Origin of the sequence: Mesorhizobium sp. WSM1293 (assembly GCF_000513875.1) — a bacterium.
In the GTDB taxonomy this organism is placed as follows: domain Bacteria; phylum Pseudomonadota; class Alphaproteobacteria; order Rhizobiales; family Rhizobiaceae; genus Mesorhizobium; species Mesorhizobium ciceri.
Genome location: NZ_AZUV01000035.1, coordinates 12,034 through 24,607, shown reverse-complemented (window position 1 = coordinate 24,607; position 12,574 = coordinate 12,034). Strand labels below are relative to the sequence as shown.

The window sequence follows — 12,574 nt, the reverse complement described above, 5'->3', positions numbered from 1 at the left end:
GCTGCTCGGTCACATCCCAATCTGCTGGACCTCCCAGCAGTTGGCGGATTTGATGGCGCAGCGTCTCTGAAGTAATCCACGACCGAATGAGACGCGATGTAGCCTGCTGTTGCTCGGGAGAAAGCTCTTGCATGGTTGGCCCGCACGGTTTGACCGAGCCCAACCCCTTTGTGACCTTAATGGTTCCCGATGGATTGCCTGAAGAGAGTTGGAGCAGCAGCTACTCCGGCGCGACCGATAGAAAAAAGTTCATCGCCGCGAAGGCCGGCTTTGTAACGTGCAATCAGGCTTTCGGCAGCCGTCGTAGCTTCGGGGCTTTCGCGGTTAATGCCGCGCAGCTCACAAAGCATATCGAACAGCCCCTGGAGAAGAGACAGTTCCTCCGGCTCGAAGGTGCCGTTCGCGATGCTTGTTACCAGCATGATCCCTGCCCCTGCATTGGCCGGATCATTCGAGCGGGTCAGCTAAATGTCAATTCGGACCAAGGTCTTGTCGGAAAGGCCTTCATCGCTCAATAGGTCACAGTGACGACAACCGTGTCGGTGTATACGCCTGCGGAAGGAGTGGCCTGCGGCGGGACGCGACCATAAACCGTGAAGACTTGCGGGACCCCAGTTCCAGTTCCCGGCACTGTGCTGCCGGGCACGGAAGCGTCGCCCCAAGGCTGAGTTCGATCAGCATTCTTGTAGAGGCCATAGGTCACTGTTTCCACGCCTTTCGACATCTTGCGAGTTGTCGGCGGCGATCCTGTCGTGCCGCCATTCAGCGAGACCGTGTAGGCCGCTGCTGGTGTGCAGGTGACTGACACCTGGCCGGTGGCATCAACATTGCCGTCAAGTACCCCCTTTGATCCAAAATCGATGTTCTGCGTCGATACAAGGCAGTTGGCGGCGACCGTCGCATTGATGGTGAAAGTCGGATCAGCCGCCACCGTACCGGAGGCGGTACTGCAACTGCTGCCGGAGGTATAGCGATAGCGAAATTCGACCTGCGCACCGGAGAATGTCGAAAGGTAGGTTCCAGGTGGAACGGTTCCCTGCCCTCCGGCCACGGCGCCATAGATAGTCGCCGTTCCAGTGGCTGAGCCCAATACATTTGGGGTCAATGCCAGTGCCGGAGGGCGGGAAGCGTAGGCCCAGGCATAAGAACCCCAAACCACGCTGCGTGCCGAGTCGGAATAGAGCTGATAGTTGAGTGCGTTGGCTCCGCTAAACATCTGGCGGGCCGTCGCCGACGACGCGCCGCCTGTGCCGGCCGCAAGATGCGCACAGATCAGGATGCGCTGACCGACAATGCCGCTGCAATTCATGTTGATGGTCGCGGTCGTGTTGGTCTGACTGCCCGAGAGAGTGTCAACCAACCCGAAATTCATGTTCGAGACGCTGAAGCTGCAGCTTTGCGCTAAAGCGGACAACGGAAACATGGCAAAGGCCATGAAGATGACAAGACGGAGCATTCGTTCTCCCATGTTCACCTGCATGCCACGTCCTTGATTGCGACTTGCTGACCGGGTGCGGGCGTGTAGAAAAAATCGGCCTTGCAGGAGGTGCCATCCAGACGATCGATCACGACCGTGTTCTGTGCGCTTAAGCCTCGAATGTACGCCTCACCATCGTAGCCGATGACAAACTCTTCGGAGCCAGCCTCCATGCGCCCCTTCAGGCCGGCTTCCAAAGGGGTCCCTGTGCTGTCGACCAGAGTGACGACCGCTGCTTCGGGCGCTTCCGAAACGCCGAACTTCACCACGACCCCGCTGCGATCGGCTGGCATCACGACTTCCTTGGTTGCCGGAACGTCCGCATTCACTGGCAGATTCTTTGGATCGATGGAGACCGTGTTCGGTTCGTAGGAGTTAAGCCCGGGGACCAGGATGCGCCCTTGCCGATTGGTCTTTCCCACCGGCCTGTTCTGGAACTGGACGTCGACATCAGGAGCGCCGACTTCGACCACGGCGAAAGCATCGTCTATGCGATTTGTGGCAAAGACCCCGCCGCCTGCCACGGCAATCGCGCCATCCATTTGCGCAGTTGCCCGCACGTCCTTCCCGTATTGTTGGACGCCAGCCTCGAAGCGGGCGAAGCGCGCGCGATAGCTTGCTGCGGCCGACCGGTTGGGCGTGTCGCCTTCCGAGGTTCGTGCTCGCCAGCCAATGCTGCCGTCTTCCAACCGCTGCGACTTGGCGATGTCGGCGACGACATTCGGGCCGTCCGGTCCCTGCTCTATTCCCGTGGAAGCGGTGATATCGTCACCGAACGGAACCGATAGGCCGGCGAAGACTCCAAAGCTGCCGCTATCCTCAAGGTCGGTGAAGGCAGTGGCATAGAGGCTGCTTCGCTTGAATATCTCTTGGCTGTAGGAAAGGCCAACGATCTGGCTCTTCTGGCCTTCGTCACTTTCAAGATGCGTATAGGAGAGATTGAGGCTGGAAAAATCTATCGGCGCCGGGATGCTGAGCGTGAGCTGGTCTATTGCGCGAGGCACGCCCGTGCTGAAGATCGGCACGTCACCGGGCTCTGACAACGTCGGCTCTGCCGTCACCGCGGCGATGTCATCATAGTCGCCGAAGGCGCGTTGGATGCGACCGTAGATCGACCACCCTTCGTAGCTCATTTCCAGAGACGCGTTGACAAGCGAACCCGTGCGACCGTCCTGATGGCTGCCGGCGACGGCGACTGAGACTGCGCCATATGGTCCAAGCGGAAAGGCGGCGCCTACACCACCGTTGATCAATCCTTCGCCGCCCTCGGCATGGCCCTCAAGCGTCAGCCAATTGGTGAGACCGTAGCGTGCGGTGGCGACCCCAAACACCCCGTTGGCGTAATCGTTGGACTCGGTGCCGAAGTTACGCCGTGGAAACCCGATCTCCGCCGAGAAATCGAGCAAGCCCTGTCCCAGCATGTCGCTGGAGGTATAGAAGGGGAGCCTCGTTGTGGTCTCGCGACCGAGGCTATCCCTCAACACGACCTGCGCTTCACCGGCTCCGGCAAAGACTGGCAAATTGGTGACCTGAAAAGGCCCGGCGGGAATCTCTCCGGTATAGGTGCGGACGTTCTGGGCATAGACTTCGAGGGTGGAAGGAACCGCAGCGGTTCCGCCGAAGGACGGCAGCGGCAGCGTGACCAGGTCCGACCGGAGCGCGAAGTTGCGCTGTGCTTGGATGCCACCGAGATAGACCGGCCGCGTCCAGGCCAGCCCGCCGGAAATGAAGTCCCCCGCCCTGTAGGTCATCATCCGTTCAGGGTCTGAATAGCTCCACGTCGTATTAAGCCGTGTGAAGCCACCGAACTCGCCATCGGAATAGCCGGCAATGAAGGATTGGTTGAGCGTGCCGTAGGGGCTGAACACGCGCGCATCAAAGGCTCCTGAAATTCCCTGAAACAGGTCAACCCTGTTCTCAACCAGGGAGTTGGAACTTGCGAAGAGAGAGTAGTTGAATACGCCGCCATAACCCGACTGCGCCTGAATACGATCTCCCTTCTCAGCGGCCTGAACATCGACGACGCGGGCGGCGCGCCCCTCGTTCGTGGTCGTGACAAAGAGGCGCTGCGTCGGCTCATCAATACGAAAGGCAACATCGGGCAGTTGGTCCAGCCTGACCAGCCCGTCCGCGTTTGCGCTATCTACGGGCTTCAGGCCGACCTGCTTCAATTCGTCCGGCGTCGCCGCCAGGCGCCCGTCGGGGAACTGCGTGAAGGTCCCTATCAGCTCCGTCGAAACGTCATTGATGAACACCTCGAGATAAAGGTCGCGACGTCCTGTTTGGTCCGGGGCGGGTTCCGCAATTTGAGTCTGCGGAGCCTGCGCGTTCGCCGGCAGGAAAGTTAGAAAGGTGCCTGCAGCGACGACCGCGATTCTACCGCCCTTTGATCGCAACCGGAGCATCAAATGGTCCAAAATCGCTCTGTGCCTTCAGCACCACAGAGCTTGCGGCCAGCGATTTGCTGCTGCCGATCGGCCATTGCATGGTGGCTCCGCCAAGAATGTAGCCGACAAGTCCGCTGCGACTGGCGACCTTCTTGCCGCCTTGCGTCAGATCGATGTTGGATAACCTCAGCCGGCTTTCACCATTGTTACGCGCCGTCAGAACAAGGCTGCGGCCCTTCCGCGACATGCTGAAGGACACGTCAGGTGCCTTGGAGTCGGGATTGCGAAAAAAGACCGGCACGGAATAGCGCAGCACCAGCGTCACGGTCCCAGCCTTCCTGCGCGATGGGTCGGGCAGCTCGTCTACAAGCAGGCGATAGCTTTCCTCGGTCTTCACTCGCGCCTTGCTGACGCGGAGCACGCGAACGGAATAGTCGGCATTCGGCCCGACCTGGGTCGATGGCGGGCTGGCAACCACGTCGGTGGTCGGCTCCAACTGCTCTACGCCGTCAGCCTGGCGCCAACGGAATACGCGTATCTGCACGTTTATCGGCCGCTTGGCATCATTGTGCAGATTCAAAACTGCCGCGCTGTCGGGCGCAATCAACTCCAGGCTGGTTGGGGCCACTCTAAGGGAAGCGGCTGCCGAAAGGCTGACGCACAGCAAAAGGAGCGCTGCCGCCCCTATGCATGACTGCATGGGTCGCATGTCGTATCCTCCGTTTGGGAAGTTCAATATGTCACGGTGATCGCGACGGTATCCGTGTAGACGCCTGCGGCCGGCGTTGTTTGCGGCGGGACTCGCCCATAGACAGTCAGGTTTTGCACGTTGCCGTTTCCGGTTCCTGCAACCGTATCGGTGCCGACTGTGATCCCCCACGGCTGGGTGCGCCCAGTGTCCCTGTACAGCATGTAGTTAACCGTAGCGGCACCAGGGCCGGTCATTTTGCGAACTGCTACGGTCGCACCAGCACCCGCGCCTGCGCTCAGACCCACATTGTAGGTCTGACCGGAAGTGCACTGCACGCCGATGGTACTGGTTTGATCGGCATTGGCGTCGATTACGCCTTTTGAGCCGAAATCCAGATCGCTGGCGGTCTGAACCTTGCATTCGGCGGTAATGGTAATGCGAACCGTCATGTTGCCTGTCGCGACCGCCGCAAGGGCTGGGTCGGTCAGGGATGCCGCGGAAATGAGAGCCAAAAAGGCCGCGAGGCAGGCACGCATTCAGTGTGCTCCTTATCTTTCGGCTGCTCGCCAATGGCGATAACCGTCGAAAGCTCCCGACCCAAAATGCATTTGGCACAAATTGCGTTAAGATTCAACTAACATCTCAGAGGCCGCTGAGCTCAACGCGTAAAGGGATATTTGCTGTTGCTAATGGTATCCGCAATTCAGTTAGGAAGTATTGCCGGAAATGACGATCCAATCATCACAGGTATTATACATTCCTGGAAATATACTAATCTTCAATTCACATGGTAAGATATCCCGACAGAAATCGAAGTCGGGTTTTCGTCTTAAAGTTTAGTTTAAATCTCCACATTAGCGCCAATGATATGTCGGTCACTTTCCAATGTTTTTGACGCCATTGGAATGGTATTTCTCCAGCGCTCACGGCAAATCAAATAATTTGGAGCACACTCGATATTAGCACGTCGTTCGCGTTTTCTTCACATGGCGCCAAATAATTGGAAGAAATGATGCAGCGTCAATTTAAACTAATGGCGGCAAAAAGCCCGTCACTTGCGGAAACGGGCTTTCTGACTGGCCAAAGGCAGGAGAGTGTCACACCGCCTTGCGGCTGGTTCGCACTTCCGTCCCGGCTGTTCTTTTTAGCGGCGGGAGATCAGCAGGCAAAGCTGGCGTAAGTCGCGATCGTAGGTCCCCTGACTGCCGAGCACGTCCACACAACGTTTCTTCATCCGTGCGAGTTGCGTATCCGACAGGTCAGCTACGACGTTGACCAGTCTACGATTGCTGGGATTAGAAGGATTGCTCGGATTGGAAGGGTTGGAGGGGCTTGTTTCAACGCCAACACCGGCATTGACACCATTGCCAACGCCCAGTCCAGCACCAACACCAATGCCGCTCGTGCCGCCCAAAGTTGCGCCAACACCTGCCGTCACGCCGTTAGTGCCACCAACCGTCGCACCTGCCCCAGCATTGATGCCACTAGAGCCGCCGACGGAGGCGCCCAGACCGGCATTGACGCCGCTGGAGCCACCGACTGAGGCGCCTGCGCCAGCATTGCCGCCGCTCGAACCCCCGATAGACGCACCCGCTCCGGCGTCCACGCCGCCCGAGCCGCCGATAGAGGCACCAGCACCGGCATTGATGCCGCCGCTACCCCCAACGGATGCGCCCGCACCGGCGCCAATTCCGGCGGCATTTGCCGGCATGCACAAAACTGAAATGATCACGCCACTCGCCAATGTTTTGGCAGTTCTCGCGAAGATACTAGCCATGACACTCTCCTGTGGTTGCCTTACGATGTGCAGCAAGCTTCGCCTGCCGCTCATATTAGTACGCGCTAAGGCGCCACCGAGTTGCACAATAGCCGGTATGATCCGGCGGTATAGTGTCCTGCGGATATAGGACAATGCTGATATTTTATTAAAATGCTTAAGAACAACTGTGGCTCGGTTGCCCCGGACGCGTTGCTACACGAGCGAATTGCCTGGCCATCCATGTTTCGGGTCCTCGCCATTCAAGAGGTCCACACTGTGACCGCGTACTTGTCAAGATAGCAGGCGCCCCCTCGCGCCATGAACACATCGAACTATGGCTTGAGCACCGCGGGCTGTCCAAATCTCTTCCGTAGTGGCCGGTGCGGTCCGTTGGGCCCAAAGGCCCCCACTGAACCAGCATTCTCCCTTTCCGCGTCTAGTGCGGCCGTAGTGGGTTCGCCTCTCGAGTCAGGGAGCTGTCGCATGGTCTAAAAGCCGGAAGTCCGACAGGGCGCACATTGGAATCGGCGCGATCAATGCCTTCGACGGTGATCGCGATCGTCGCGTTCTCGATCCCAATCCATCCCTTGGCTTTCCGGGGTTGCGGACGTCCTGCCTGCATTTCAGATATAGCAGTGAAAGCAGCTTAGCATAAGCGGCTCTAAGCGTCCTTCGGCAAAGACCCTGTCGCCATAGGGGAGACAAGAGCTCGCGGCTCAAGCCGGCCGCAAAATCCTGGCGATTGGTTGTCAGGATGACGCACATGCAGCTTGCCACTGGCGACAACCTTTGCTTGCCTGCCTGTTCCGCGACGAGAGGAGGCAGGCATGGAACGGTATTTCTCGGTGGCTATTGTGACGCTGCTTTGCAGCCTAATGATTTTTGGCATAGCGCTGACAGTCGCCAGAACCCACAAGAGGACGGGCGTTCTCGCCCCGACCATGACTGGGGATCCGCTGCTTGAGCGGACAATCCGCGCTAATTCAAACTCGATCGAATGGCTGCCGATCTTTCTTCCGTCGATGTGGCTTTTCGCGGTCTACTGGAGCGCGCCATGGGCGGCTGCACTGGGACTGCTTTGGATAATGACGGTTCCCGTCGGCACCGCTGAAGCGGTACCCCGGCTTCTTTATTCAATCTTTCGCCGCATGTGACCTTTCGCTTCAACTCGACAGCGTTCAAAAGGCGAACAAGAGTCCGGGCATAGCTTAGCCGTAGCGCCCACGGGTCTGCTGGCTGCCCAGTCAACACGTTAAACGCGGTCCAGCTTCGTTGGTTCTTTTCTGAGTTCATGTCTCTGGTGAGTCACCGTCGCTAGCCATACATCAAGCAGTGATCGATGATTCCGTGTGTCACGGGGCAGCTTAGCAACGGGCGAAGCTATCGGTGGTTCCGGCGAAACGAATACGAAGCAGGCGGTTGGACCGGCTTCGATTCAACGGCTGATGTCACAAGTGATGACTTGGAAGGCGCCAGAGGTCGTCAGCGCGTGAGATAGAATGACTGACGGCTAACACCGCCTCGTCCTTCCTGCGCGATAGCCTGATGACCTTCAAACGCATGAGCTGACTCGCAACACTGCGATTCAATTTAGCACACGTTTAATTAGCTCCGGAGCATTTTAACGAATCGTTGACCGCGCTGTCCCATTATAGGACGGCGCGGTCAAACCCCAACCGGACTGCGCAGGCGGCTCCGGCACTGAAGCGCCCGCCCAACTGTCGGAGTCGCCACCCACACCAACATACCAGCAATGGTTGAATCAACCGTTACCGCATGTGCTTTCCAATGTGCTTCCCTGATCGTTAGACTTTGACCGAGCGGACGGGAATATGCGCAGAACAGTTCGGTAACATTTGAGACAAGTCGATGGATATGACGAGCTATCTGATCTTGGTGGATCAATTCCCGGCAAGCTCTACAGCGGCGAGCCCAAAAAGGATATTCCTACATCTGTCCGACGTGCGGTCAGCAGGTCGACATGCGTCACCTTCGCCAAGGCGCTGGCCGCCGGTTGTGCCGCGCCGCCTCGCTCTGATTTCCTGACATTCCGATCGCTTGTCAAACGATCCAGCCCACATGCCGCACTTCCGCCGGGAATCGGGTCCATGACCATCGCGGATCCTGCCGATCAGGTCCCTGAGCTGGCGCTGCGTCCATGAGCGGCGCAGGGGGATTGATCCTTGCACTGAACCGTCCGAGGCGGTCTGCGAACAACTCGCCGTCCGGCCGGCATCGCCTTCTTCATGCTGCTCGCCCATCAGACCGCAAATTCCGCGACCATCGTAGCGGTCGCACGCATCGCCGTGATCGCTGAATTCGTGTTCACTGCAACCGCGGTGGTGGCTCATGCCCTCGCCTGGCATTCCGCCTATTCGCCGACCGAGAGGTGGATTGCGCTTTTCGATCCTGCTTTACCTCATTACCGGCCTGTTCTGGCTTCCAGTCGTGTGGATGCAGATCGAGATGCGCGATCTCTCGCCCTGCAGGCCGCGGCAGCGAAGCAAGCTTCACCACAGCGCTGCAACACCTTGGCACGTTCCGCCATTCCAGAAGGCGGCTACGACGACATGAATGCAAACACCATCTCCACCATTCTGGTTGTGGTCGCCCTGCGCCCACGGGCACATGGCCTGTAACTTCGCCGTGACCTCATCCCCTTGAGGGAACAATCTGACCGAGCCCCAGTTTGACCCAAACAAACACGGCCGATGGTTCGATGGAGGCATGCCATGAGATGGTTGAGCAAGCTGTCCGGGAGAGAATGCACCAGGATCGCGGTTCTGAAGAAGCTTTCCGTGACGAAGATAGCCGCAACGACCAGGGCGACCGCAACGGGCATGCTGACCGTCCCGATGAAGCTAGCCGTCATGGCGACCATTGGCGAAATCGTGGTGACTGGGGCAGAGGACACAGAATGGCTCGACACCGGGGGCACCAAATGATGCGCGGTGCCGGCATGCGACTTATGTTTGGCCTGTTGGACACGGATGGGGACAGGTCATTGAGGTTCAAAGCGCGGTCGGCAGGATGTTCAATAGCATCGACGAGAATGGTGACGGCAACATCGATCTAGACGAAATCCAGTCCCTCCTGCACGGCTCCAACGTGCATGGCACAAACAACGAAGACATGCCGTAGCTGCATCAAGACTGAGGAGCCGACTTCAGACGGAGCGGCAAGCGAGTCGCGGTCAGGCGAAGGCGCCGTTTGGAATGGCCCAAAATATTCTCTCAAGCTCCCGGAACATAGATCGGCCATTGCGGTTCGACAGGCGGCGGGCACGGTCGATGAATAGCATGGCCCGCTTGCCAAGCGCGGGTCCCGATCGACCTTGCCAACAGAGGAGCGGGCTATGCGTGCGTTGGTCTGGCACGGTAAGGAAGACATACGCTGCGATCAGGTCTCCGATCCAGAAATTGAGGATGAACGGGACGCGATTATCAAGGTGACGAGTTGTGCCATCTGCGGCTCCGACCTTCACCTTTACCACAACTACGTGCCAGCCATGCTGCCAGGCGACATTATGGGCCACGAGATGATGGGAGAGGTCGTGGAGGTCGGCAGGGGCGTCAACGGCGCTCTGAAGAAGGGAGACCGCATTGTCGTACCGTTCACCATAATCTGCGGTGAGTGCGACCAGTGCAAGAGACAGAACTTTTCGGTTTGCGAACGTACGAACCGCAAGAAGAACCTCGGCGACAAGGTGTTCGGGCACACCACCGCTGGTCTGTTTGGCTACACCCATTTGACGGGCGGCTATCCCGGGGGACAGGCGGAATACCTGCGGGTGCCGTTCGCCGACGCCACGCACGTAAAGGTGCCTGACAACCTTACCGACGAGCAGGTTCTCTTCCTCGGCGATATTTTTCCCACCGGATGGCAGGCCGCGGCACAGTGCGACATAGAGCCTACGGATACGGTTGCGGTGTGGGGCTGCGGCCCAGTCGGGCAGATGGCAATACGCAGCGCCCTGCTGCTCGGCGCCAAACAGGTGGTGGCGATCGATTGCCTGCCGGAACGGCTTTCCATGGGGGCGGCCGGCGGTGCCATCACCATTAATTTCGCCGAGGAAAGTGTCGTCGAACGGCTGCAGGAACTCACCGGCGCAAATGGCCCGGAGAAGTGCATCGATTGCGTCGGCATGGAAAGCCATGTCTCGCTGGCCCAGCCCGACACCGTCTACGATCGCGCAAAGCAGTTGATGCTGATGGAAAATGATCGACCGCATGTGTTGCGCGAGATGATCTATGTCTGCCGGCCGGCCGGCGTGATCTCGATCCCCGGCGTCTACAGCGGGCTGGTCGACAAGATTCCGATGGGACAGGCGATGAACAAGGGCCTCACCTTCCGCATGGGGCAGACCCATGTCACCCGTTGGACCGAGGATCTGCTGCGCCGCATCGTGGACGGCCAGATCGACCCTTCCTTCGTCATCACCCACACCGTCGGGCTCGAGCAGGGACCCGAGATGTACAAGGTGTTCCGCGACAAGCAGGACAGCTGCATCAAGGTAGTTTTGAAACCGTAGGGAATCGTCATGAACGTGGTCGCTAAACTCACCAACATCACCCGATCGCCTGGCGATCCCAAAGTGCTGCAGGCCGGGCCGAGTGTGGCCGGTGCCTTCGATGGCCTTGCCCGCAAGCTCGGCTGGTTCAGCATCGCGCTGGGCGTCGTCGAACTGGTTGGTGCCGAGCGGATTGCCGGTGCGCTCGGCATGAGCGGCAAGCAAGATCTCATCCGAGCCTATGGGGCGCGGGAGATAAGCAGCGGCATACTCTCGCTTTCCGTGGACAAGCAGGCTGGGCTTTGGAGCCGGGTGGCTGGCGACGGCCTGGACATCGCGACGTTGCTGTCAGCTTATCGGCATGACAATCCAAAGCGCGACAACGTGGGCATTGCGCTTGCCGTGGTCGCCGGAATCGCTTTGCTCGACATCATCGGTGCGAAAGGCGTCACCGCGCGCCACTCTCGCAGGGGGACCAAGCCGCGCGACTACAGCGATCGCAGCGGCTTTCCCGCAGGCACTGCCGCAGCCCGCGACTTTGCCCGCTCTGAGCGCGGCCAGGAGTCCGGCGCCGCCTGACAGAGTGCCGACCTTGCGCTATAAGCTAGTCTGGGGTTCCAGCCCTAAAACCAGGTTACCGATTTTGAGCTCGACGAGATTGTAGCCGCGCAACTTGCTATCGGCCCGGCCCCATCCTGCACCATGCCGATTTCTACGCCGGATGCGACCTGCTCGCCACGCCCCAGGTGTGGGTGCGGCGCAGTGCCTGCGAATTCGCCGATGGCGCTGACGATTTCCCGGCCGTCAGCATCGGTGATGACGGTGGCGTAGCGGGTCATGAATCACACTCCTGAATCAGCGCGCGTTGCGGAGACAACCTATTGATGGGAAGCTGGCTGTTCGAGGAGGACAGCAATGAGCAACGTCACCACGCATTACGGCAGCGACGGCATCGTCGAGCGTATATTGGCCGCGATTTCCGATGCGAAGCCCGATAAAATCAATGCCGCGCAGCTCTATCCGTTCGACCAGCTTCACGGCCGCGAGCTCATCGCCACGCGAGACCATGGAGGTCGTCTTGCCCCCTCGCCCACCGACCGGATCCTTGATGTCGGCAGCGGCATTGGCGGCCCGGCGCGCTTCCTGGCCGCCACCTATGGCTGCCAGGTCGACGGTGTCGACCTCACACCAGTCTTTGTCGAGGCATCCGGCCGACTGACCATGCTCAGCGGCCTTGGCGACAAGGTTCGCTTCCACGAAGCCGACGCGGCGAAACTGCCCTTCGCCGACAACACATTCAACGCGGCAATCTGCTTCTATGTCGGGATGAACATCGCCGACAAGGCCGCCGTCATCGGGCAGGCTTTTCGCGTTCTGAAGCCGGGCGGCAAACTGATCTGGACCGAAGCCGTGCTGGCTGCCGGCGAGCCGAATTATCCCTTGCCCTGGGCGGTTGCGCCGGAAACCAGCCACCTTGTTGACCGGGATACCCTGAAGACCCTGTTCGCCGACGCGGGCTTCCATATTGACGAAGTCATCGACGAGACCGGCGAACATGTCGAACTGGCGATGCAAAGGGCCAGTTCCGGCATCATTCCTTCGCCTGTGCAACGTCAGGTCAATGAAATCGTGCTCGGCACCGAATTCGTGCAGCGACGCAAGAACTACATCCGTAGCCTGAGCGAAGGCAGATTGGCATCGCTGGCCATCATCGTCTCGAAGCCTGCCTGATCGGAGCCTTGATCGTAAC

General features: G+C 59.1%; 13 protein-coding genes and 1 pseudogene. 8 read left to right on the top strand and 6 right to left on the bottom strand.

Going from position 1 to position 12,574, the window contains the following annotated elements; genetic code table 11:
* Positions 1 to 131 precede the first annotated feature (131 nt).
* Positions 132 to 518: a hypothetical protein gene (locus tag M729_RS1000000138995; RefSeq protein WP_027163554.1), complete on the top strand. Its 387-nt coding sequence runs from the start codon at positions 132 to 134 to the stop codon at positions 516 to 518.
* On the opposite strand, the gene M729_RS0128375 is transcribed toward M729_RS1000000138995, so the two are convergent.
* The 5 genes from M729_RS0128375 to M729_RS1000000137860 form a co-directional block, all read right to left on the bottom strand.
* Complete coding sequence (locus M729_RS0128375; protein WP_024505610.1) at positions 512 to 1,456, bottom strand: spore coat protein U domain-containing protein; 945 nt, start codon at positions 1,454 to 1,456, stop codon at positions 512 to 514. The genes M729_RS1000000138995 and M729_RS0128375 overlap by 7 nt on opposite strands.
* Before the next feature lie 14 nt (positions 1,457 to 1,470).
* Entirely contained in the window at positions 1,471 to 3,882 is a 2,412-nt protein-coding gene (locus M729_RS0128370) for a fimbria/pilus outer membrane usher protein (protein WP_027163553.1), read from the bottom strand.
* A complete protein-coding gene (locus M729_RS0128365) occupies positions 3,854 to 4,573 on the bottom strand; it encodes a molecular chaperone (protein WP_013525015.1) in 720 nt (239 codons plus the stop codon). Before M729_RS0128365 ends, M729_RS0128370 begins: the two co-directional genes overlap by 29 nt.
* A 23-nt stretch (positions 4,574 to 4,596) precedes the next feature.
* Positions 4,597 to 5,091, bottom strand: coding sequence for a spore coat U domain-containing protein (locus tag M729_RS0128360; protein ID WP_024505608.1), 495 nt, complete (start codon positions 5,089 to 5,091; stop codon positions 4,597 to 4,599).
* A 608-nt stretch (positions 5,092 to 5,699) separates the two neighbouring features.
* Positions 5,700 to 6,332: a hypothetical protein gene (locus tag M729_RS1000000137860; protein WP_013525013.1), complete on the bottom strand. Its 633-nt coding sequence runs from the start codon at positions 6,330 to 6,332 to the stop codon at positions 5,700 to 5,702.
* A gap of 809 nt (positions 6,333 to 7,141) precedes the next feature.
* On the opposite strand from M729_RS1000000137860, the gene M729_RS01000000135960 reads away from it, so the two are divergent.
* The 6 genes and pseudogenes from M729_RS01000000135960 to M729_RS0128325 all read left to right on the top strand — a co-directional run bounded on the left by M729_RS01000000135960 (position 7,142) and on the right by M729_RS0128325 (position 11,403).
* Entirely contained in the window at positions 7,142 to 7,468 is a 327-nt protein-coding gene (locus tag M729_RS01000000135960) for an MAPEG family protein (protein WP_013525012.1), read from the top strand.
* Positions 7,469 to 8,560: 1,092 nt separating this feature from the next.
* Positions 8,561 to 8,800: pseudogene (locus tag M729_RS1000000138600) on the top strand (hypothetical protein); the annotation flags it as partial.
* Entirely contained in the window at positions 8,721 to 8,888 is a 168-nt protein-coding gene (locus M729_RS1000000139450) for a hypothetical protein (RefSeq protein ID WP_338101348.1), read from the top strand. The pseudogene M729_RS1000000138600 and the gene M729_RS1000000139450, both read left to right, overlap by 80 nt.
* Before the next feature lie 158 nt (positions 8,889 to 9,046).
* On the top strand, positions 9,047 to 9,259 hold the full coding sequence (locus M729_RS1000000136665) for a hypothetical protein (RefSeq protein WP_013525011.1): 213 nt from the start codon (positions 9,047 to 9,049) through the stop codon (positions 9,257 to 9,259).
* Between the two features lie 410 nt (positions 9,260 to 9,669).
* Positions 9,670 to 10,845 (top strand): zinc-dependent alcohol dehydrogenase, encoded by a 1,176-nt coding sequence (locus M729_RS0128330; protein ID WP_013525010.1) that lies wholly within the window; start codon positions 9,670 to 9,672, stop codon positions 10,843 to 10,845.
* A gap of 9 nt (positions 10,846 to 10,854) precedes the next feature.
* Positions 10,855 to 11,403 (top strand): hypothetical protein, encoded by a 549-nt coding sequence (locus M729_RS0128325; protein ID WP_013525009.1) that lies wholly within the window; start codon positions 10,855 to 10,857, stop codon positions 11,401 to 11,403.
* Positions 11,404 to 11,447: 44 nt separating this feature from the next.
* On the opposite strand, the gene M729_RS0128320 is transcribed toward M729_RS0128325, so the two are convergent.
* Positions 11,448 to 11,663: a hypothetical protein gene (locus tag M729_RS0128320; RefSeq protein ID WP_013525008.1), complete on the bottom strand. Its 216-nt coding sequence runs from the start codon at positions 11,661 to 11,663 to the stop codon at positions 11,448 to 11,450.
* A 76-nt stretch (positions 11,664 to 11,739) separates the two neighbouring features.
* On the opposite strand from M729_RS0128320, the gene M729_RS0128315 reads away from it, so the two are divergent.
* The gene (locus tag M729_RS0128315) at positions 11,740 to 12,555 is read left to right on the top strand and encodes a methyltransferase domain-containing protein (RefSeq protein ID WP_013525007.1); all 816 of its coding nucleotides are present in this window, start codon (positions 11,740 to 11,742) and stop codon (positions 12,553 to 12,555) included.
* Positions 12,556 to 12,574 lie beyond the last annotated feature (19 nt).

What these genes read in the sequence shown, in the direction of transcription:
- M729_RS0128325 (WP_013525009.1), top strand. Translation starts at nt 10,855, where the DNA reads ATGAACGTGGTCGCTAAACTCACCAACATCACCCGATCGCCTGGCGAT.
- M729_RS0128315 (WP_013525007.1), top strand. Translation starts at nt 11,740, where the DNA reads ATGAGCAACGTCACCACGCATTACGGCAGCGACGGCATCGTCGAGCGT.
- M729_RS0128370 (WP_027163553.1), bottom strand. Translation starts at nt 3,882, where the DNA reads ATGCTCCGGTTGCGATCAAAGGGCGGTAGAATCGCGGTCGTCGCTGCA.
- M729_RS0128360 (WP_024505608.1), bottom strand. Translation starts at nt 5,091, where the DNA reads ATGCGTGCCTGCCTCGCGGCCTTTTTGGCTCTCATTTCCGCGGCATCC.
- M729_RS1000000136665 (WP_013525011.1), top strand. Translation starts at nt 9,047, where the DNA reads ATGAGATGGTTGAGCAAGCTGTCCGGGAGAGAATGCACCAGGATCGCG.
- M729_RS01000000135960 (WP_013525012.1), top strand. Translation starts at nt 7,142, where the DNA reads ATGGAACGGTATTTCTCGGTGGCTATTGTGACGCTGCTTTGCAGCCTA.
- M729_RS0128330 (WP_013525010.1), top strand. Translation starts at nt 9,670, where the DNA reads ATGCGTGCGTTGGTCTGGCACGGTAAGGAAGACATACGCTGCGATCAG.
- M729_RS0128365 (WP_013525015.1), bottom strand. Translation starts at nt 4,573, where the DNA reads ATGCGACCCATGCAGTCATGCATAGGGGCGGCAGCGCTCCTTTTGCTG.
- M729_RS1000000137860 (WP_013525013.1), bottom strand. Translation starts at nt 6,332, where the DNA reads ATGGCTAGTATCTTCGCGAGAACTGCCAAAACATTGGCGAGTGGCGTG.
- M729_RS0128375 (WP_024505610.1), bottom strand. Translation starts at nt 1,456, where the DNA reads ATGCTCCGTCTTGTCATCTTCATGGCCTTTGCCATGTTTCCGTTGTCC.
- M729_RS0128320 (WP_013525008.1), bottom strand. Translation starts at nt 11,663, where the DNA reads ATGACCCGCTACGCCACCGTCATCACCGATGCTGACGGCCGGGAAATC.
- M729_RS1000000138995 (WP_027163554.1), top strand. Translation starts at nt 132, where the DNA reads ATGGTTGGCCCGCACGGTTTGACCGAGCCCAACCCCTTTGTGACCTTA.